Origin of the sequence: Sphingomonas sp. CFBP 13706 (genome assembly GCF_014842355.1) — a bacterium.
Lineage (GTDB): Bacteria > Pseudomonadota > Alphaproteobacteria > Sphingomonadales > Sphingomonadaceae > Sphingomonas > Sphingomonas aerolata.
The window spans coordinates 1-21006 of sequence record NZ_JACYVM010000025.1 but is presented as its reverse complement, the minus strand read 5'-3'; the positions used below and the strand labels follow the sequence as shown (position 1 = coordinate 21006).

Here is a 21006-nt window from a genome sequence, read left to right as displayed (position 1 = left end):
GGCCGGGGCCCAGTTGGGATAGCGGTGCGATTCATGCGTGAAGGTTCACCCAACTGGGCCCCGGCCTCCGCCGGGGTGGTGCAGAGTGTGAGGCAAGGCGTGGGCCGCACCCTCATGTTCCCCCGCCTTCGCGGGGGAACAGGCGCCCGCAGGATCAAATATCCAGCGCCCACCCGTCGCGCCCCTTGGGATCGAACGGCCCGTCCGCCACGAACCGCGTCGCCCCCGCGCGCAACCGCAGCACGCTCCAGTCCCCCCGCCGGTCGACAGCCTTCAGCGAACACCCGCACGCTTCATACGCCGCGACCACGCCCGCGCGCTGCGTCTCGAGCAGCCCCGCCAGCACGATCGTCGCCCCCGCATCGGCGATCGACGCGATCTCGGGCGCCATCGACACCAAAGGCCCCGCCAGGATGTTCGCGATCACCAGGTCATAGGGCGCGCGCGCGACGATCGCGTCGTCGAGCGTGCCGTCGGCCACCACCAGGTCGATCCCCGCGACCCCGTTCAGGTCCGCATTCTCCTGCGTCACCTCGATCGAGACCGGATCGATATCCGTCCCCATCACCGCCGCATCGGACCACAGATGCGCCGCGGCAAAGGCGAGCAGCCCGGTCCCCGTGCCGATGTCGATGACGTTGGCGAACCGCTCGCCCGCCGCCGCATCCGCCAGCCCGTCGAGCATCGCCAGGCACCCGCTGGTCGTCTCGTGATGCCCCGTCCCGAACGCACGGCTCGCCTCGATCAGGAAGGCGCGCTTGCCCGCGGGCACCGCGTCGGCATGCGCGCGGGTGTGGACGAAGAACCGCCCGACCGACAGCGGCTCGAGCCCCGCCTGGCTCATCGTCACCCAGTCCGCCGCGGCCAGCCGCTCGACCGCGATCGCCGCCTTCGCCGCGCTCGGCACCAGCGCGCGCACCGCCGCGACCGTGTCGGCGCCCGGCTCATGCTCGAAATACGCGTCGAGCCGCCAGGATTCGACGTCGTCCTCGATCTCCTCGGTGGTCATCAGCACCGCGTCGCCCGGGATCGCATCGCCCAGATCGCCGCTCGCATCGATCGCCTCCGCCTCCGCGCGCGTGCAGGGCAGCGTCAGTTTCCAGCTCTCAGCGGACATGGCTCGCCCCGTTCACGTCGATCACCGCGCCGGTCATCGAGGGCGGCGCCTCGAGCGCGCAATAGCGTGCGACCGAGGCCACTTCGGCGGGGTCCGCCACCTTGCCGAGCGGAATGTCGGCGAGCAGCGCATCGCCGCCGCGGCTCGACAGATAATCCTCCGCCATCCCGGTCATCGTGAAGCCCGGGCAGATCGCGAACGCCAGGATCCCCTCGCGGGCATAGCCGCGCGCGATCGTCTTGGTCATCGCGACCATCCCCGCCTTCGACGCGGCATAATGCCAGTGCGCGGGCGAATCGCCGCGATAGGCGGCGCGGCTGGCGATGTTGACGATCCGGCCCGCGAACCCGCGCGCCTGCCAGTGCAGCACCGCGAGCCGGCACAGTTCGGCGGACGCGGTCAGGTTGATCCGCATCGTCCGCTCCCACTGAGCGGTCCAGTCGCCGTCACCCAGCGGGCTCGCCTCGAACACCCCGGCATTGTTGATCAGCACGTCGATCGTGCCGCCGGCCTGTTCCAGCGCGGCGTTCCACAGCGCGGTCGGCCCCGCGGGGTCGGCGAAGTCGGCGGGGAGCCCGCTCGCGCTGCCCCCGCTGGTGCTCTTGTGGCCGATGACGGTGGCGCCCGCGTCGGTCAGCGCCTGGTGAATGGCCGCGCCGATGCCCCGGCTCGACCCTGTGAGTAGGATGGTCATGCCCGGGGCCTTAGCGCGCCCGGTAAGGGTCCGTCACCTGCCCGATTGCACTGCGGTGAGGTCGCTCACGCGACGCTGGACGAAAACCCGTCGGCGGCACCGCGCAGCACGCTCAGCTTGTCGTCGATCAGCCCGAAATCCTGGCCGAGCAGCGTGATCTCGTTGGCGACCGCCTCCGCATCGCCGCGGATCATGTCGATCGTCGCGGACATCGTGTCGGCGGCCAGCGCGGTCTCGTCGACCGCGGCGGTGATCGACGCGACGGTCCGCGCCTGCGCGTCCATCGCCTGGCGAATCCGCAGCGCGCTGTCCTGGACCTCGCCGACGGTCGTGCGGATGCCGACGCTGGTCGTCACCGAGCTGTGCGTCGCGGCCTGGATCGCGGCGATCTTGGTCGCGATGTCGTCGGTCGCGCGCGCGGTCTGGCTGGCGAGGCTCTTCACCTCCTGCGCCACCACCGCAAAGCCGCGCCCCGCATCGCCTGCACGCGCCGCCTCGATCGTCGCGTTGAGCGCGAGCAGATTGGTCTGCCCCGCGATCGTCCGGATCAGCCCCAGGATCGACTCGATCGACTGGGCATGCGCGCTCAGCGTTTCGGACATGCCGACCGCGTCGGTCGCCTGCGCCGACGCGCGGTTGGCGATCTCGGCGGCCGCCTCGACCTCGATCCGCGCGCCCTCGATCGCACAGATCAGTCCCGAGGCGGTATGCGCCGCCACGCGCATCGCCAGCGCGGACTGTTCGGCGGCGGCGGCGACCTCGCTCGTCTTGCCGAGCACGCTGCGGGTCGAGGTCGACGCGCCCATCGCCTGGACGCGGATCCGCGCGCCCAGCTCGGCGGTGTCCTCGATCGACGAGGCGATGCTGTCGCGGAACGCCGCCGCCCGCGCGCTGCGGGCGATCCGCGCCGCCTCGGCATCGGACGCGCTCAGATGCGAAGCCATGATGTCCGCCTCGATCAGCGCGAGCCGCTGGATCACGTCGCCCAACATCCGCATCGACGCGGTGTCGGTGCCGACCCGCTCGGCGATCAGCCCGAGCGTGACGCTGTGCGCGAACGCCAGCGCGGCGAGCAAGGCGGGCAGCGGGATGTTCGCCTTGCGCGACTGGACCGCATGGTCGATCGCGATGTCCCGCCACGCCAGGTCATAGGGGGAGAGATATTTCAGCCGGACATAGTGCGCGCTCGCGACGATGCTGCGCTCGAGTCGCTCGGGGGTGAAGGCGGGCCGGACATGAAGCGCGCTCTCGAGCGAGAGGTAATGCCGCCAGAACGTCTCCGCGATCAGCCGGTGGTCGGCGGCGTCCAGCATCGCGGTCAGCGTCGCGCAGCTCGGCCCGATCGCGCCGTCCCAGTCATAGTCGCGCACGCGTTCGTACAGCGGCCGGCCATCATTGCCCCAGTCCAGCGTGCCGTGTGGCACGCCATTGCTCATGCGGTCGATTGGCGCGGTCATGCTCCCCCCTTGTGCCGTCCGTTATGCAGCCACCTTCGCGATGAATACGCCCGCGCTGGTCTTCAGATTGCTCAGCCGGCTGTCGAGCATGTCGAAGCCCCGGCCGACGCCGTCGATCTCGGTCGCCACCATTTCGGTATCCGCCCTGATCGCCGCGATCGTCGTCGACATCGAATCGGCGGCGAGCGCGGTCTCGTCGACCGCGGCGGTGATCGCGGTGACGGTCTGCGCCTGCGCCTCCATCGCGTGCCGGATCCGGTCGGCGCTGTCCTGCACCTCGGCGACGGTCGCCTTGATGCTCGCATTGGTCGCGACCGTGCCGCGCGTCGCCGACTGGATCGCGGCGATCTTGGCGGCGATGTCGTCGGTCGCGCGTGCGGTCTGGCTGGCGAGGCTCTTCACCTCCTGCGCCACCACCGCGAAGCCGCGTCCCGCATCGCCCGCGCGCGCCGCCTCGATCGTCGCGTTGAGCGCGAGCAGGTTGGTCTGGCCGGCAATGTCGCGGATCAGCCCCAGGATCGACTCGATCGACTTGGCGTGATCGCTCAGCGCCTCGGACATGCCGACCGCGTCGGTCGCCTGTGCGGATGCGCGATTGGCGATCTCGGCGGCGGCCTCGACCTCGCTGCGCGCATCCTCGATCGCGCGGATCAGCCCCGCGGCGGTCTGCGCGGCCTCGCGCATCGCGACGGCGGACTGTTCGGCGGCGGCGGCCACCTCGCTCGCCTTGCCCAGCACCGCGCGGGTCGAGGCCGAGCTGCGGACCGCCTGCTCGCGCAGCACATGCCCCTCGTCGGTCGCGGTCTCGACCATCGTCGCGATTCCGTCGCGGAATTCGACCGCCAGCGTGTCGCGCGCGCCCTGCGCCGAGAAGTTGCGATATTTGGTATAGATCGCCACGGTGATCTCACCTTCCAGCGCCGACAGCCTCATCAGCGTGTCGATATACAGGGAAAGTGGGTCATTGTCGCGCGCCACGCTCTGCATCAGCACGCCGAGTGCGGCACGGTCGCTCGCGCTGATCATCGACAGCAACGCCATCGGCGACACGTCGGCGGCATAGGCCGCGGCGACCGATCGCTCGACCGATTCGACCCAGCCGCGCGCATTGGTGTTGAGGAAGCGGTCGCGCAGGAAATTGCAGCCGACCTCGATCATCGCGTCGGCCTCGTGCGGCGACCAGATCCGCTCGTTGCTGAAACAGCGCTGCCACTGTTCCCAATAGGCCTGGGAGATCGTGACGACATGCGGTTCGATCAGCGCCCAGAGCTCGCGGCTGGCCGCCGCGAGCGAGCCGTCGAAGTCGAACGCGCGCAGCCGTGCGGCCAGGTCGATCTGGGTGGCGATCGACCCGGGGGCCGGCATGTCGAGTGAGGTCAAAGGGTAAACTCCGGATCGCGTTGCCCGGCCAGCGCTAACGGTGATTCCTTAAGGCCAGGTTAGGGATCGATGCCGCGGGGCAGGGGGCGCCCGCCGCCCCGCCCGACCAACCGTCCGGCAGCCCCTGCGCATTGCCCTGGGTTATCAAGCCGGGCGGCGATGGGTTGCATCGCAGCACATGGCGTCTAATAGACCGGCAAACCGTTCGTTACTCGCCCTTCGTACTCGAGGACACAGCCCTTGGCATCGCGCAACCCGGCACGCCCGCTTTCTCCCCATCTGCAGGTCTATAAATGGGGCCCGCACATGCTGGTCTCGATCCTGCACCGCGCGACCGGCAGCGGCATGGCGACCGTCGGCAGCCTGCTGCTCGTCTGGTGGCTCGCCGCGATCGCCTCGGGGGATCAGGCCTATGCGACCTTTGTCGACGTGTTCACGACCGATACGGGCGGGCTCAACATTCTGGGTTATGTCATCGGCATCGGCCTGACCTGGTCGCTGCTCCAGCACATGATGACGGGCATCCGCCATCTGGTGATGGACACCGGCGCCGGATTCGAACTCAAGCGCAACCGCATGGGTGCGCGCGCGACGATCCTGGCCAGCACGCTGCTGACGGTCGCCTTCTGGCTCTACATGGGGATGAAGTAATGGGTTCGGGTACGCCAGTCGGCCGCGTCCGCGGTCTGGGCAGCGCCAAACACGGCACGCAGCATTGGTGGCAACAGCGGCTGACCGCCGGCGCCAACATCTTCCTGATGGCCTGGCTGATGGTCGCGGTCGCGCGGATGCCCGCCTATGACTATGCCTCGGTGCATCTGTGGCTCCAGTCGTCCTGGGCGGCGATCCCGATGGCGCTGCTGATCCTGTCGGTCTTCTACCACTTTCGTCTCGGTCTGCAGGTCGTGATCGAGGATTACATGCACGGCGAGAGCCGCGTCGTGACCATGATCCTGCTCAACCTGTTCACCTTCACGCTGGGCGGCATCGCCCTGTTCGCGATCCTGAAGGTCGCCTTCTCCGGAGCTCCTGCGTAATGTCAGCTGCCTACAAGATCATCGATCATACCTATGATGCGGTCGTCGTCGGGGCCGGCGGCTCGGGCCTGCGCGCCACGATGGGCATCGCCGAGAGCGGGCTGAAGACCGCGTGCATCACCAAGGTCTTCCCGACCCGGTCGCACACCGTCGCCGCCCAGGGCGGCATCGCCGCGTCGCTCGGCAACAACTCGCCGGATCACTGGACCTGGCACATGTTCGATACCGTCAAGGGTTCCGACTGGCTCGGCGACCAGGACGCGATCGAATATCTGTGCCGCGAGGCGCCGCAGGCGGTCTACGAGCTCGAACATGCCGGCATGCCGTTCAGCCGTAACGAGAACGGGACGATCTATCAGCGTCCGTTCGGCGGCCACATGCAGAACATGGGCGAGGGCCCCCCGGTCCAGCGCACCGCCGCTGCCGCCGATCGTACCGGCCACGCGATGCTCCACGCGCTCTACCAGCAGAGCCTGAAGTACAATACGGACTTCTTCGTCGAGTATTTCGCGCTCGACCTGATCATGGAAAACGGCGTCTGCCGCGGCGTGATCGCCTTGTGCATGGAAGACGGTTCGATCCACCGCTTCCGCAGCCACCAGACCGTGCTCGCGACCGGCGGCTATGGCCGCGTCTATTTCTCGGCGACCTCGGCGCACACCTGCACCGGCGACGGCAATGCGATGGTGCTCCGCGCCGGCCTGCCGCTCCAGGACATGGAGTTCGTCCAGTTCCACCCGACCGGCATCTACGGCGCGGGCGTGCTCATTACCGAGGGCGCACGCGGTGAGGGCGGGTATCTGACCAACTCCGAGGGTGAGCGCTTCATGGAGCGCTATGCCCCGTCGGCGAAGGACCTCGCCTCGCGCGACGTCGTCAGCCGCTCGATGGCGCTCGAAATGCGCGAAGGCCGCGGCGTCGGCAAGAATGGCGACCACATCTTCCTGCACCTCGATCACATCGATCCGAAGGTGCTCGCCGAGCGCCTGCCCGGCATCACCGAGACCGGCAAGGTCTTCGCCGGCGTCGATCTCACGCGCCAGCCGCTGCCCGTCACGCCGACCGTGCATTACAACATGGGCGGCATTCCGACCAACTTCCACGGTGAGGTCGTCAATCTCGTCGGCGGCAACCCTGACGCGGTCGTCCCCGGCCTGTTCGCGGTCGGTGAGGCCGCCTGCGTCTCGGTCCATGGCGCCAACCGCTTGGGCTCGAACAGCCTGATCGATCTCGTCGTGTTCGGCCGTGCGACCGGTCTGCGGATCCGCGACACGCTCAAGCCCGGCACCGCGCACGCGCCGCTGCCCAAGGGGTCGGAAGACCTCGCGCTGACGCGTCTCGACACGTTCCGCAACGCGAGCGGCGGGTCGCCGACTGCGCAGATCCGTCTCGACATGCAGCAGACGATGCAGAAGCATTGCGCGGTGTTCCGCGATACCGAACTGCTCAACCAGGGCGTCGAGAAGATGGCGGGCATCTACAACCGGATGACCGACGTCGCCGTGAAGGATCGCAGCATGATCTGGAACACCGATCTGGTCGAGACGATGGAGCTCGACAATCTGATCGGCCAGGCCGTCGTCACGATGAACTCGGCCGCCAACCGCACCGAGTCGCGCGGCGCGCACATGCACGAGGATTTCCCCGAGCGTGACGATGCCAACTGGATGAAGCACACCATCACGACCTTCGACGGCTGGGGTGGCAAGGGCGGTCAGACCAAGATCGATTTCCGCCCGGTGCACGACTACACGCTCACCGACGACGTCGACTACATCAAGCCCAAGAAGCGGGTCTATTGATGATTTGGGCCATCATCGCGATCGGGTTCCTCGTGCCCGTCGCGTTGGGGCTGCTGACGCGGTTCCCGCCGATGATCGCCGGCTTTCTCTGGCCGGCGATCGTCGCGATCGGGACCGCGATCTATATCTACGGCATCGAGACGCGCCCCCCCGGCGAAGACCCGCAGAAGATCGCCATCACCTTCTTCGCGCTCTTCTCCCTCGCTGGCGGCGTCCCCGGCGGCCTGGTCGGCTGGATCCTCCAGCACAAGCGACAGGCCGATCCGGCACTCGACCGGGACGTCTGACCTCAGGGGGCGGCGGGCGCATTCGCTGCCGCTTCCAGACGATCTGCCAGCCACATCTTGATGAGCGCCTGACGCGTGACGCCACGCTTGCGGGCTTGCACGTCGAGACTCTCTACCATCCACGTGGGGAAATCGACGTTCACGCGCTTGGCCTCCAGCGCAGGCTTGCGCGGGCTGGACCAGTCGAAATACGCGCTGACATCCTCGCCCTCGTCGAACCGCCGGTCGAGTTCGTCGGCTGAGATAGCCTTGTGCAGCACGGATTTAGCCGGTGCGGGCGCGTTCATAAGCCAGTTCCTCATAATCTCTCGCGCGGCGAACCGAGATGATCCGGGTCGCCGTACCGCGATCGGTGACGATCGCCGTCCACAGGCGATCGCCGATCCGGCCGATCACCAGTTGCCGGTCTTCGCCCACATGGCGCTGGGCCGATCCGACGACGATCCGCTCGTCATCGCCCCACAGCGCCTGAGCTTCGACGAAATCAATCCCGTGTTTGACCGCGTTGGCCGCGCTCTTGTCCGGGTCGAATTCGAACATGGCCAACTCTACCGCAATTTCGGTATAGAATCTATACTCCCGGTCTTTTGCGGACGACATCGGAACCGCGCGATACCGCGGTAAGTTTGCCCGCGCATGACCGACACCTCCCCCGCTTCGAACGCGCGCAACTATCCGCTGCTCGCCGTCCCCCATGTCCAGCTGCACGGCCCCGTCGACGACGCGATGTACGACAGCTTCAAGGCGCAGGTCGCGGCTGCGCCGACCGAGGGGCCGCTCGTCGTCTCGATCACCACGCTCGGCGGCGACCCCGAAATGGCGCGCGCGATGGGCGACCATATCCGCCTGCTGCGCGAATATACCGATCGCGAGACGCTGTTCCTCGGCAAGGTCGCGGTCTATTCGGCCGGCGCGACCTTCATGTCCGCCTTCCCCGCCGACAGCCGCTTCCTCACGCGCAACAGCCGCCTGATGATCCATGAGCGCCAGATGACGAGCACGATCCAGCTCAACGGCCCGCTCAACGCGCTGTCCTATACGCTGAAGGCCAAGCTCCACGAGATCGAGGATTCGATCAACATCCAGGAAGAGGGCTTCCGCGATCTCGTCCGCGGCACCAAGGTCGATATCGAGGAGCTGAAGGCCAAGGCGCCGTCCAACTGGTATATCGAGGCGGAGGAAGCGCGCGATCTCGGGCTGATCCTCGACATTATCTGACGGTTGCGGCGGTCTGTGCCGCGCCCCACATGTGACTCATGTTGCACCCGCGAAGCTAAGGATTTGCGGGCAGGGCCCCTGTCATGTATCGGCTCTGACAACCTTGTCATCACACCACGGACGGACCGCTCGCAATGGCCGAATTCTCGCTCCCGAAAAACAGCGTCGTTAAGAAGGGCGTCAAGCACGCCTCGACCAGCGGGGGCAAGCGGCTGAAATCGTTTAAGGTGTATCGCTACGATCCCGATAGCGGCGAGAATCCCCGCTACGACACGTTCGAGCTCGACCTCGACGAGACCGGTCCGATGGTGCTCGACGCGCTGATCAAGATGAAGGGCGAACAGGACAGCTCGCTGACCTTCCGCCGCTCGTGCCGCGAGGGGATCTGCGGCTCCTGCTCGATGAACATCGACGGCAAGAACGGTCTCGCCTGCACCACCGCGATCGAGGATTGCAAGGGCGAGGTCCAGATCACGCCGCTGCCGCACATGGACGTGATCAAGGATCTCGTCCCCGACTTCACGCATTTCTACGCGCAATATTCGTCGATCAAGCCCTGGCTCCAGACCGTCACCCCGCCGCCCTCGGGCAAGGAACGCCTGCAGTCGCCCGAGGATCGCTCGAAGCTCGACGGCCTGTACGAGTGCATCCTGTGCGCCTGCTGCTCGACCTCCTGCCCGAGCTACTGGTGGAACGCCGACAAGTTCTTGGGCCCCGCGATCCTGCTCCAGGCCTATCGCTGGCTCGCCGACAGCCGCGACGAGATGACCGGCGAGCGGCTCGACGAGCTCGAGGATCCGTTCCGCCTCTATCGCTGCCACACGATCATGAACTGCGCCAACGCCTGCCCCAAGGGCCTCAACCCCGCCAAGGCGATCGCCGAGATCAAGAAGATGGAAGCCGAACGGATCGTCTGATTTAGGGGGGAGGGCGGTGCCCTCCACCCCGTTCCCGCCCCGCCTCGCTCCACCCTCCGTTCGTGCTGAGCGAAGTCGAAGCACAAGCCCGGGGCAGGTGGTGGCGCTCCCCCAATCCCGTTCGTGCTGAGCGAAGTCGAAGCACAGGCCCCGGGGCAGGGGGTGGCGCTCCCAAAAGTCCTTCGACTTCGCTCAGGACGAACGGAACTCATGACCGATACCCCCCATTTCCTCGACGCCGAAGACCCTGCCAACCCCGGCTGGCGCAGCTGGACCCTGTCCGACCCGACCCGGTTCAACACGTTGCTCGGCCCCATGCTCTACCGCGTCGACGGCCACCTCGTCCGCGTCCGCATCACGCCAGAGCGTCGCCATTCGAACCTGCAGGACAATGTCCATGGCGGCGCGCTGCTCGGCTTCATCGACGTCGCGCTGTTCGCCGCCGCGCGCGGCTTCGGGCTGATCACCGCCGGCACCGCGGTGACGCTCGACCTCAACACCCAGTTCATCGGTAGCGGCCGCATCGGCGCGCCGATCGAGGCGCAGGTCGAGGTGCTCAAGGAAACCGGCCGCCTCTTGTTCCTGCGGGGCCTCGTGGTGCAAGGCGACGACGAAGCGAAGATCGCGGCCTTCTCCGCGACGATCCGCAAGCCGTCGCCTAAGCCGCCGAAGGGCTGACCCCGACCGCTATCACCACCCCGGCGAAGGCCGGGGCCCAGTTGGGACACGATCATTGTTCAAGCGTAGCGTTCTATCACGGCGACCTTCCCCCCTGGGCCCCGGCCTCCGCCGGGGTGGTAAAGACCAATGACCGTCCTCGCCGCCTACGAAGCGCTCGTCGCATCGGGCGAACTCCGCCCCGACCCCGAACAGGCCGCCGCCGCCGCGCGCCTGAACACGCTCGCCACCGAACTCGCCGCACCCGTCGCGACCGGCTTCTTCGCGCGCTTTGCGAAAAAATCAGCCCCGCGCGGCGTCTATCTCTGGGGCGGTGTCGGCCGCGGCAAGTCGATGCTGATGGACCTGTTCTTCGCCGAGGTCGCGGTCGACCGGAAGCGGCGCGTCCATTTCGGCGAGTTCATGCTCGAGGTGCACGCGCGCATCGCCGCCGAACGTCGCAAGGAGGTCGGCGACCCGATCGTTCCCGTCGCCACCGCGATCGCCGAGGAAACCCGCCTGCTCGCGTTCGACGAGATGATGGTCACCAACAGCCCTGACGCGATGATCCTGTCGCGGCTCGTCACCTCGCTGCTCGATTCCGGCGTGACGATCGTCACCACCTCGAACCGCCCGCCCGCCGATCTCTACAAGAACGGCCTCAACCGCGAGCATTTCCTCCCCTTCATCGCGACGATCGAACAGCGGCTCGACGTCCTCCCGCTCAACGGCCCCGTCGATTATCGCCGCGACCGGCTCGGCAGCCAGGACACCTGGCTCGTCCCCAACGGCCCCGAGGCCACCGCGCAGCTTTCCGCCGCGTTCTTCCGCCTCACCGACTTCTCGCCCGACGACAGCGAGCATGTCCCGTTCGAGGAGCTGATCGTCCAGGGCCGGGCCCTGCGCGTGCCCAAGTCGCTGAAAGGCGTCGCGGTCTTCAGCTTCAAAAAGCTGTGCGGCGAGGCACGCGGCGTCGCCGACTATCTTGCCATTGCGCGGAAATTCCACACGATCATCCTCGTCGGCATCCCCAAGCTCGGGCCCGAAAACCGCAACGAGGCCGCGCGCTTCGTCGGGCTGATCGACGCGCTCTACGAGCACAAGGTCAAGCTGCTCGCCGCCGCCGACGCGCAACCGGGCGATCTCTACGCGAGCGGCGACGGCCGGTTCGAATTCGACCGCACGATCAGCCGGCTGGAAGAGATGCGCTCCGAGGAGTATCTGGCGGAAGGGCATATCTGACGCACCCCAAACACCACCCCGGCGAAGGCCGGGGCCCAGTTGGAAAGGCCGTCGTAACGAAGACCTGCGCCTAGTTTGCACCGTCCCCCAACTGGGCCCCGGCCCCCGCCGGGGTGGTTCAGCGCACGTCCGCGGGCTTATTGCTTCTGCGAACAATTTGCAATAACGAGACGACTTTTCCGCTTTAACGGTTGCCGTAACGCCATAATGCGCGTAACCGGCGTCACCAATCACCCCGCACATCAGACGGAGACGGATTGGAATGGCTCGCAAGAAGATCGCGCTGATCGGCGCCGGTAACATCGGCGGCACGCTCGCGCACCTCGCAGCACTCAAGGGTCTGGGCGACATCGTCCTGTTCGACGTGGCCGAGGGCATCCCCCAGGGCAAGGCGCTCGACCTGTCGCAGTGCGGCCCGGTCGAAGGCTTCGACTCGACGATCACCGGCTCGAACGACTATGCCGACATCGCCGGTGCGGACGTCATCATCGTCACCGCCGGTGTCGCACGCAAGCCCGGCATGAGCCGCGACGACCTGCTCGGCATCAACCTCAAGGTCATGAAGGCCGTGGGCGAGGGCATCAAGGCCAACGCACCCGGCGCCTTCGTCATCTGCATCACCAACCCGCTCGACGCGATGGTGTGGGCGCTGCGCGAGTTCTCGGGTTTGCCGCATCACATGGTCGTCGGCATGGCCGGCGTGCTCGACTCGTCGCGCTTCAGCCACTTCCTCGCCGACGAGTTCAAGGTCTCGGTCAAGGACGTCACCAGCTTCGTGCTCGGCGGCCACGGCGACACGATGGTCCCGGTCATCTCCTACTCGACCGTCTCGGGCATCCCGGTTCCCGATCTCATCGCGATGGGCATGTCGAGCCAGGAGAAGATCGACGCGATCGTCAAGCGCACGCGCGGCGGCGGCGGCGAGATCGTCGCGCTGCTCAAGACCGGCTCGGCCTATTACGCGCCTGCCACCAGCGGCATCGCGATGGCCGAAGCCTATCTCTACGATCAGAAGCGCGTCCTGCCCGCCGCGGCCTACGTCTCGGGTGAATACGGCCTCGACGACCTGTATGTCGGCGTGCCCGTGGTGATCGGCGCCGGCGGCGTCGAGAAGATCGTCGAGATCAAGCTCGACGACGAAGCCAAGGGCAACCTCCAGGTCTCGGTCGACGCGGTCAAGGAACTGATCGTGGCCTGCAAGGGTATCGACGGTAGCCTGAACTGATTTGAGGACATGAGCCGATCTGCTGTTCCCCGGCGAAGGCCGGGGTCCAGTTGGGAGAAGTCCCGTGATGGATACCGCCTTCTGCGTCTACATCATGGCCAGCAGGCGTAACGGCACGATCTATCTCGGCGTCACCAGCAATCTTCCCAAGCGTGCTTGGGAGCATCGCAACGGGGTCGTCGCAGGATTTACGAAGAAATACGGTTGTCATCTACTCGTCTGGTACGAAGTCTATGATGATCTGGACGCCGCCCGGCAGCGTGAGCTGCAGATGAAGGAATGGAAACGGGCCTGGAAGGTGAAAGCGATCGAAGGGATGAACCCGAACTGGGATGATCTGTTTGATACGCTGACGCCAGACTGACCCGCCTTCCCAACTGGGCCCCGGCCTCCGCCGGGGAACGAGAGAGAGAAAACTAGATGAGCATCCTCGTCGACAAGAACACCAAGGTCATCACGCAGGGCATGACCGGCGAAACCGGCAGCTTCCACACCAAGATGGCGCTGGAATACGGCACGCAGATGGTCGGTGGCGTCACCCCCGGCAAGGGCGGCACGACTCACCTCGACCTCCCCGTCTACAACACCGTCGCCGAGGCGAAGTCGGTCACCGGCGCGACCGCGTCCGTGATCTACGTGCCGCCTCCCTTCGCCGCTGATTCGATCCTCGAGGCGATCGACGCACAGATCGAGCTGATCGTCGCGATCACCGAGGGCATTCCCGTGCTCGACATGGTCAAGGTCAAGCGCGCGCTCGCGGGCTCCAAGTCGCGCCTCATCGGCCCGAACTGCCCCGGCGTGCTGACCCCCGGCGAGTGCAAGATCGGCATCATGCCCGGTTCGATCTTCAAGAAGGGCTCGGTCGGCGTTGTCAGCCGTTCAGGCACGCTCACCTATGAGGCGGTCTTCCAGACCTCGAACGCAGGCCTTGGTCAGACGACCGCGGTCGGCATCGGTGGCGATCCGGTCAACGGCACGAACTTCATCGACGTGCTCGAGCTGTTCCTCGCGGACGACGAGACCAAGTCGATCATCATGATCGGCGAAATCGGCGGTGACGCCGAGGAGCAGGCCGCGCAGTTCCTGATCGACGAGGCCAAGCGTGGCCGCAAGAAGCCGATGGCCGGCTTCATCGCGGGCCGCACGGCGCCTCCGGGTCGTCGCATGGGCCATGCCGGTGCGATCGTCTCGGGCGGCAAGGGCGATGCCGAGAGCAAGATCGCGGCGATGGAAGCTGCCGGGATCAAGGTCTCGGAAAGCCCCAGCCTGCTCGGCGAGACGCTGCTGAGCGTGCTGAAGGGTTGATCTTACTACCCCTCTCCCCCCGGGGAGAGGGAAGGAGCTGCCACTTGGCAGCGGAAGGGTGAGGGCACGTGACCGCCCGTGCCCTCACCCTCCCACCCGCAAGTGCGGGCGGGCCCCTCCCTCTCCCCCGCGGGGAGAGGGCACTGAGGACGAGAACGATGGGCTACGAAGGCCAGGATTTCAGCGATATCGCAGCCGGCGTCAGCCCGGCGTTCGTAGAGACGCTCTACGCCAAGTTCACCGCCGATCCGGCCTCGGTCGAATCCGGCTGGCGGACGTTCTTCGAGGGGCTTGAAGGCTCCGCGCAGGGCCCGAGCTGGGAAAACGCGCGCTGGCCGCTGACCACCACGGACGACCTGACCTCGGCGCTCGACCCGACCCAGATGGAGCCCGCGCCCAAGCCCGCAAAGGGTGGTGGCAAGCCCGCGCCCGCCGCCGCCGCGCCCGCGCCCGTCTCGAAGGACGAGATCGCCAAGGCCGCGGCCGACGCGATCCGCGCGCAGCTGCTGATCCGCACCTACCGCGTCCGCGGTCACCTCGCCGCCAATCTCGATCCGCTCGGCCTCTCGAAGCGCGAGATGCCCGAGGATCTCAAGACCGAATATCACGGCTTCTCCGACGCCGACATCGACCGCAAGGTCTATCTCGGCGGCACGATGGGCTTCGAATGGGCGACCATCCGCGAGCTCGTCGACACGCTGCGCAAGAATTATTGCGGCAATGTCGGCCTCGAATACATGCACATCGCCGATGTCGAGGAGCGCCGCTTCCTCCAGGAGCGCATGGAGGGCCAGGACAAGGCGATCGAGTTCTCCGTCGACGGCAAGAAGGCGATCCTCAACAAGGTCATCGAAGCCGAGCAGTGGGAGAAGTTCCTCGGCAAGAAGTATGTCGGCACGAAGCGCTTCGGGCTCGACGGCGGCGAATCGATGATCCCCGCGCTCGAATCGGTCATCAAGTATGGCGGCCAGATGGGCGTGCGTGAGATCGTCATCGGCATGGCGCATCGCGGTCGTCTGAACGTGCTCGCCAACGTCATGGCCAAGCCTTTGCGCGTCATCTTCCACGAATTCGCCGGCGGCTCGGCCAACCCCGATGACATCGGCGGTTCGGGCGACGTGAAGTACCATCTCGGCACCAGCACCGACCGCGAGTTCGACGGCCACAAGGTTCATATGAGCCTCGTCGCGAACCCGTCGCATCTCGAAGCCGCCGACCCTGTCGTGCTCGGCAAGACGCGCGCGATCCAGACGCTCAACAACGATCTGAAGGACCATGTCGCCAGCTTGCCCGTGCTGATCCACGGCGACGCGGCGTTCGCGGGGCAGGGGATCGTCTGGGAGTGCCTCGGCTTCTCCGGCATCCGCGGCTACAACACCGGCGGCTGCGTCCACTTCATCATCAACAACCAGGTCGGCTTCACGACCAGCCCGCAGTTCGCGCGCTCGTCTCCCTATCCGTCGGACGTCGCGAAGGGCGTCCAGGCGCCGGTCTTCCACGTCAATGGCGACGATCCCGAGGCGGTGACCTTCGCCACCAAGATGGCGATGGAATTCCGTCAGAAGTTCCACCGCGACATCGTCATCGACATGTGGTGCTATCGCCGCTTCGGTCACAACGAGGGCGACGAGCCCTCCTTCACCCAGCCGCTGATGTACGACATCATCCGCAAGCATCCCGGCGTCAGCTCGGTCTATGGCAACCGCCTGATCAAGGAAGGCGTCATCGACCAGCCCTGGATCGACGAGAATGTGAAGCAGCTCACATTGCGGCTCGAGGGTGAGTTCGAGGCGGGTGCGTCGTACAAGCCGAACAAGGCGGACTGGTTCGGCGGTCGCTGGACCGGCCTCAGCGCGCCGACCGACGGTGCGTCCGCGCGCCGCAACGTCGAGACCGGGCTCAGCCAGAAGCTGTTCGACTCGCTCGGCCGCACGCTGACGACGGTTCCCGAGAGCGTGAAGATCCACAAGACGCTCGCGCGCGTGCTCGACGCCAAGCGCGAGATGTTCAAGTCGGGCAAGGGTTTCGACTGGGCGACCGGCGAGGCGCTCGCCTTCGGCGGCCTGCTCTCCGAAGGCTACGGCGTCCGTCTGTCCGGCCAGGATTCGGGCCGCGGCACCTTCTCGCAGCGTCACGCGGTCTGGGTCGACCAGACCGACGAGCACAAGTACGTGCCGCTGCAGGAGATCGAGCACGGCAATTTCGAGGTGCTCGACAGCCCGCTCAGCGAATACGGCGTGCTCGGCTTCGAGTACGGCTATGCGCTCGCCGACCCGAAGACGCTGGTCCTCTGGGAGGCGCAGTTCGGCGATTTCGTCAACGGCGCGCAGATCATGATCGATCAGTTCATCACGTCGGGCGAGTCGAAGTGGCTTCGCGCCAACGGCCTCGTGATGCTGCTCCCGCACGGCTATGAAGGGCAGGGACCCGAGCACAGCTCGGCCCGTCCCGAGCGCTTCCTCCAGTCCTGCGCAGACGACAATATCCAGGTCGCGAACTGCACCAGCCCGGCGAACTATTTCCACCTGCTCCGCCGGCAGATGCACCGCAACTTCCGCAAGCCGCTGATCGTGATGACCCCCAAGTCGTTGCTCCGTCACAAGCTCGCGGTGTCGAACGCCGAGGACTTCCAGGGCGACAGCCACTTCCGTCGCCTCCTGTCCGACACCAACGGTGCGGCGGACGTCGACACCAAGCGTCTCGTCCTGTGCACCGGCAAGGTCGCGTATGACCTGATCGAGGCGCGCGATGCGGCGGGCGACACCGACACGCAGATCGTCCGCGTCGAACAGCTCTATCCCTTCCCCGGCAACCCGATCGCCGAGCGCGTCGCCAGGATGCCGAACCTGGAAGAGATCGTCTGGGCGCAGGAAGAGCCGAAGAACAACGGCTACTGGTTCTTCGTCGAGCCGCTGATCGAGGAGGCGCTGGCCAGCGTGAATTCGCCGGTCAAGCGTGCGCGCTACGCCGGGCGCAGCGCCTCGGCCTCGCCCGCGACCGGCCTGATGAAGCGTCACCAGGCCGAGCAGGGCGCACTTGTCGCCGACGCACTCGGCCACAGCGTCCGCGACGAAATCCGCCGCACCCGCGCATCGTAATCAACTCTGTTCCCCCGCGAAGGCGGGGGCCCAGTCTGGGTCCCCGCCTTCGCGGGGATACAAGGAAGTAGGCAGAAACCATGGCAACCGAAGTCACCGTCCCCGTCCTGGGTGAATCGATCACCGAAGCCACCCTCGGCGAGTGGCTGAAGCAGCCCGGCGATCCCGTCGCCGTCGACGAGCCCATCGCCAGCCTCGAGACTGACAAGGTCTCGGTCGAGGTGCCGTCGCCGGTCGCCGGCGTCATGGGCCAGCACGCCGTCGCGGTCGGCGACACGGTCCAGGTCGGCGCGATGCTCGCCACGATCGACTCGGGCGACGGCGCCGCTGCCGCCCCCGCAAAGGCCCCCGAGCCCGCCGCGACCGCAACGCCCGCGGCCCCCGCCAAGGACGAGTCCGGCGCAGGCTACGGCGACCAGCCCGGCGCCGGCACCAGCGACTCGCCCGCAGCCCTCTCGCCGTCGGTCCGCCGTGCGGTGCTCGAGCACGGCGTCGACCCCGGCACCGTCAAGGGCACCGGCCGCGACGGTCGCATCACCAAGGAAGACGTGACCGCCGCCGCCTCGAGCAAGCCCGCGCCTGTCGCAGCACCTGCGCCCGCACCGGCCGCAGCCCCCGCAGCCTCGGGTCGCGGCGAAGAGCGCGTCCGCATGACGCGCCTGCGCCAGACGATCGCCAAGCGCCTCAAGGAAGCGCAGAACACCGCCGCGATGCTGACGACGTTCAACGACGTCGACATGACCGCGGTGATCGAGGCGCGCGCCAAGTACAAGGACCTGTTCGAGAAGAAGCACGGCGTCCGCCTCGGCTTCATGGGCTTCTTCGTGAAGGCCGCGACGATGGCGCTGCGCGACATCCCCAGCGTCAACGCGTCGATCGACGGCGACGACATCGTCTATCACGATTACGCCGACATCTCGGTCGCGGTCTCGTCGCCGGGCGGCCTCGTCGTCCCCGTGATCCGCGATGCCGACCAGATGTCGGTCGCGACGATCGAGAAGACGATCGGCGACTTCGGCAAGCGCGCCAAGGACGGCGCGCTCAAGATGGACGAGATGAAGGGCGGCACCTTCACCATCTCGAACGGCGGCGTGTTCGGCTCGCTGATGTCGACCCCGATCATCAACCCGCCCCAGTCCGCGGTCCTCGGCCTCCACCGCATCGAGGAGCGCCCGGTCGTCGTGAACGGCCAGATCGTCATCCGCCCGATGATGTACCTCGCCCTCAGCTACGATCACCGCCTGATCGACGGCCGCGAAGCCGTGACGTTCCTCGTCGCGCTCAAGAACGCGATCGAAGACCCGACGCGGATCCTGATCGACCTGTAAATATCTAACCACCCCGGCGCAGGCCGGGGCCCAGTGGGGAAGGCCGCGGTGACGAAGCGCCTCGCCCTCCCCATATATCTCCCAACTGGGCCCCGGCCTGCGCCGGGGAAGTAAGAGAGAAGCGACAATGGCTGACTATGACTATGACGTCCTCGTAATCGGCGCAGGCCCCGGCGGCTACGTCGCCGCGATCCGCGCCGCACAGCTCGGGCTGCGCACCGCCTGCGCCGAGAGCCGCGACACGCTCGGCGGCACCTGCCTCAACGTCGGCTGCATCCCGTCCAAGGCGCTGCTCCACGCGTCCGAAATCTACGAAGAGGCCAAGAGCGGCCACCTCACCAAGTTCGGCATCGATTTCCAGGGCGTCTCGCTCAACCTCGACCAGATGCACGCCGAGAAGGCCAAGGCCGTCAAGGAACTGACCGGCGGCGTCGAATTCCTGTTCAAGAAGAACAAGGTGACCTGGCTCAAGGGCAAGGCCGCGTTCCAGGACGCGCACACGGTCGACGTTGCGGGCCAGAAGGTCACCGCGAAGAACATCGTCATCGCCACCGGCTCGAGCGTCATGCCGCTCCCCGGCGTCGAGGTCGACCAGACCACCGTCGTCGACTCGACCGGCGCGCTCGCGCTCCCCAAGGTGCCCGAGCACATGGTCGTCATCGGCGGCGGCGTGATCGGTCTCGAACTCGGCAGCGTCTGGCGTCGCCTCGGCGCGAAGGTCACCGTCGTCGAGTTCGTCGACCAGATCCTCCCCGGCTTCGACGGCGAAGTCCGCCGTGAGAGCGCCAAGCTCTTCAAGAAGCAGGGCATGGAGCTCAAGCTCTCGACCAAGGTCACCGGTGTGACGGTCGAGAACGGCGTCGCGACCGTCACCGTCGAGCCCGCCGCGGGCGGCGCGTCCGAGACGATGACCGCCGACGCGGTGCTCGTCTCGATCGGCCGCAAGGCGAACGTCGACGGCCTCAACCTCGAAGCCATCGGCCTCGAGCTCAACAAGCGCGGCCAGATCGAGACCGACCACAGCTTCAAGACCAAGGTCGACGGCGTGTGGGCGATCGGCGACTGCGTCCCCGGCCTGATGCTCGCGCACAAGGCGGAGGACGAGGGCGTCGCGGTGGCCGAGAACATCGCCGGCCAGACCGGCATCGTCAACGAGGACGTCATCCCGTCCGTCGTCTACACGATGCCCGAGATCGCCGGCGTCGGCCTCACCGAGGAAGCCGCGAAGGACATGACCGCCGAATCGGGTGGCATCAAGGTCGGCAAGTTCCCCTTCGCCGCCAACAGCCGCGCCAAGACCAACCGCGACACCGACGGCTTCGTCAAGGTCATCGCGGATGCGAAGACCGATCGCGTGCTGGGCGTCTGGATCGTCTCGAGCCTCGCCGGCACGCTGATCGCCGAAGCCGCCATCGCGATGGAATTCGGCGCGACCAGCGAAGACATCGCCTACACCTGCCACGCGCATCCGACGCATGCCGAGGCGCTGAAGGAAGCGGCGATGGCCGTACAGGGCAAGCCGATCCACATCTGAGTCCGACCGCGCGACGGCCGTAGCGAAGCTACGGCCGAGCACCCCGCGGTCAGACCGGCCGGCGGCGCTCCAGCGTCGTCCGACGACAGGGGCTTCGCCCCTGTCCGGCCAAGCCCGCTCAAGCTGCGTTTCGGAAGGGCGTCGGTGGAAACCCCACCGGCGCCCTCTCCACGTCTGCCGAACGCGCGCGAAACATACCCGCTCTCAAGCCCAAACCACATAAGCGACCCGCACCTCCATCCGTCATCCCGGCGAAAGCCGGGACCCAGAGCCCAAACACACCCGCCTGCGGCCCTGGATCCCGGGTCGAGCCCGGGATGACGGCATGGGGGGTGGGCGCATCGCGGCTTTCGCTATCGGTCGCATTGCCGGTGCGGCTGGCAAACCCGCGACGACTCGCCCCAAACAGCGCGCACTTCTCCGTCACGCCCCACCCCACTCACCGTCATCCTGGCGAAAGCCAGGATCCAGAGCCGCAAGCGTAACCCCCTGCGGCTCTGGATCCTGGGTCGAGCCCAGGATGACGGAAGAGGTGAACGCAACATGTCTCTCGCCATCGATCGCCGGGCCGTAGCGGCAGGCAAACCCGCAACGACCCGCACCCCATCCGTCATCCCGGCGAACGCCGGGACCCATGGTTACGGCGGACCCGGCGATACCGCGCCGTCATAACCCGGTCCGCGACCATGGGTCCCGGCGTCCGCCGGG

The 21006-nt window shown here is 66.9% G+C and carries 20 protein-coding genes; 14 read left to right on the top strand and 6 right to left on the bottom strand.

All coding sequences use genetic code 11. The annotated features are described in order from the left end of the window. Positions 1-154: 154 nt before the first annotated feature. The 4 genes from IFS44_RS20620 to IFS44_RS22680 form a co-directional block, all read right to left on the bottom strand. Complete coding sequence (locus IFS44_RS20620; protein WP_192099897.1) at positions 155-1117, bottom strand: 50S ribosomal protein L11 methyltransferase; 963 nt, start codon at positions 1115-1117, stop codon at positions 155-157. Next, positions 1107-1811, bottom strand: a complete 705-nt coding sequence (locus tag IFS44_RS20615) for an SDR family NAD(P)-dependent oxidoreductase (protein ID WP_192099896.1) — start codon at positions 1809-1811, stop codon at positions 1107-1109. Before IFS44_RS20615 ends, IFS44_RS20620 begins: the two co-directional genes overlap by 11 nt. Before the next feature lie 65 nt (positions 1812-1876). After that, positions 1877-3268, bottom strand: a complete 1392-nt coding sequence (locus IFS44_RS20610) for a methyl-accepting chemotaxis protein (RefSeq protein WP_197977992.1) — start codon at positions 3266-3268, stop codon at positions 1877-1879. Between the two features lie 21 nt (positions 3269-3289). Next, positions 3290-4633: a methyl-accepting chemotaxis protein gene (locus IFS44_RS22680; protein ID WP_192099898.1), complete on the bottom strand. Its 1344-nt coding sequence runs from the start codon at positions 4631-4633 to the stop codon at positions 3290-3292. A gap of 321 nt (positions 4634-4954) precedes the next feature. Here IFS44_RS22680 and sdhC point away from each other — a divergent pair, with 321 nt between their 5' ends. The 4 genes from sdhC to IFS44_RS20585 are packed head-to-tail and all read left to right on the top strand — an operon-like array spanning position 4955 to position 7774. Then, positions 4955-5299, top strand: a complete 345-nt coding sequence (sdhC, locus tag IFS44_RS20600) for a succinate dehydrogenase, cytochrome b556 subunit (protein ID WP_031393660.1) — start codon at positions 4955-4957, stop codon at positions 5297-5299. Then, positions 5299-5685, top strand: a complete 387-nt coding sequence (sdhD, locus tag IFS44_RS20595) for a succinate dehydrogenase, hydrophobic membrane anchor protein (protein WP_031440117.1) — start codon at positions 5299-5301, stop codon at positions 5683-5685. Before sdhC ends, sdhD begins: the two co-directional genes overlap by 1 nt. Continuing rightward, complete coding sequence (gene sdhA, locus IFS44_RS20590) at positions 5685-7487, top strand: succinate dehydrogenase flavoprotein subunit (RefSeq protein WP_031440116.1); 1803 nt, start codon at positions 5685-5687, stop codon at positions 7485-7487. Before sdhD ends, sdhA begins: the two co-directional genes overlap by 1 nt. Then, on the top strand, positions 7487-7774 hold the full coding sequence (locus IFS44_RS20585) for a hypothetical protein (protein WP_192099895.1): 288 nt from the start codon (positions 7487-7489) through the stop codon (positions 7772-7774). The genes sdhA and IFS44_RS20585 overlap by 1 nt, the downstream gene beginning before the upstream one ends. Before the next feature lie 2 nt (positions 7775-7776). Here IFS44_RS20585 and brnA read toward each other — a convergent pair whose 3' ends face one another. Both brnA and IFS44_RS20575 read right to left on the bottom strand, forming a co-directional pair. Continuing rightward, positions 7777-8061 carry a type II toxin-antitoxin system BrnA family antitoxin gene (gene brnA / locus IFS44_RS20580; protein ID WP_197976043.1) on the bottom strand — a complete coding sequence of 95 codons (285 nt, stop codon included), beginning with the start codon at positions 8059-8061 and terminating at the stop codon, positions 7777-7779. Beyond that, positions 8039-8314, bottom strand: coding sequence for a BrnT family toxin (locus IFS44_RS20575; RefSeq protein ID WP_031393665.1), 276 nt, complete (start codon positions 8312-8314; stop codon positions 8039-8041). Before IFS44_RS20575 ends, brnA begins: the two co-directional genes overlap by 23 nt. Before the next feature lie 96 nt (positions 8315-8410). On the opposite strand from IFS44_RS20575, the gene IFS44_RS20570 reads away from it, so the two are divergent. The 10 genes from IFS44_RS20570 (at position 8411) to lpdA (ending at position 20298) form a co-directional block, all read left to right on the top strand. Beyond that, positions 8411-8992, top strand: a complete 582-nt coding sequence (locus IFS44_RS20570) for a ClpP family protease (protein WP_031393666.1) — start codon at positions 8411-8413, stop codon at positions 8990-8992. A 134-nt stretch (positions 8993-9126) separates the two neighbouring features. Next, complete coding sequence (locus tag IFS44_RS20565) at positions 9127-9909, top strand: succinate dehydrogenase iron-sulfur subunit (RefSeq protein WP_031393667.1); 783 nt, start codon at positions 9127-9129, stop codon at positions 9907-9909. 210 nt (positions 9910-10119) lie between these two features. After that, positions 10120-10587, top strand: coding sequence for a PaaI family thioesterase (locus IFS44_RS20560; protein WP_192099894.1), 468 nt, complete (start codon positions 10120-10122; stop codon positions 10585-10587). A 129-nt stretch (positions 10588-10716) separates the two neighbouring features. After that, positions 10717-11808: a cell division protein ZapE gene (zapE, locus tag IFS44_RS20555; protein ID WP_192099893.1), complete on the top strand. Its 1092-nt coding sequence runs from the start codon at positions 10717-10719 to the stop codon at positions 11806-11808. 262 nt (positions 11809-12070) lie between these two features. Beyond that, positions 12071-13033, top strand: coding sequence for a malate dehydrogenase (mdh, locus tag IFS44_RS20550; protein WP_159510775.1), 963 nt, complete (start codon positions 12071-12073; stop codon positions 13031-13033). 67 nt (positions 13034-13100) lie between these two features. Next, on the top strand, positions 13101-13397 hold the full coding sequence (locus IFS44_RS20545; RefSeq protein ID WP_031440111.1) for a GIY-YIG nuclease family protein: 297 nt from the start codon (positions 13101-13103) through the stop codon (positions 13395-13397). A gap of 56 nt (positions 13398-13453) precedes the next feature. Continuing rightward, on the top strand, positions 13454-14338 hold the full coding sequence (gene sucD, locus IFS44_RS20540; protein ID WP_031395407.1) for a succinate--CoA ligase subunit alpha: 885 nt from the start codon (positions 13454-13456) through the stop codon (positions 14336-14338). Positions 14339-14496: 158 nt separating this feature from the next. Beyond that, positions 14497-17436, top strand: coding sequence for a 2-oxoglutarate dehydrogenase E1 component (locus IFS44_RS20535; RefSeq protein WP_192099892.1), 2940 nt, complete (start codon positions 14497-14499; stop codon positions 17434-17436). Positions 17437-17516: 80 nt separating this feature from the next. Beyond that, entirely contained in the window at positions 17517-18764 is a 1248-nt protein-coding gene (gene odhB, locus IFS44_RS20530) for a 2-oxoglutarate dehydrogenase complex dihydrolipoyllysine-residue succinyltransferase (protein WP_192099891.1), read from the top strand. 127 nt (positions 18765-18891) lie between these two features. Next, the gene (gene lpdA, locus IFS44_RS20525) at positions 18892-20298 is read left to right on the top strand and encodes a dihydrolipoyl dehydrogenase (protein WP_192099890.1); all 1407 of its coding nucleotides are present in this window, start codon (positions 18892-18894) and stop codon (positions 20296-20298) included. The last annotated feature ends 708 nt before the right edge of the window (positions 20299-21006 follow it).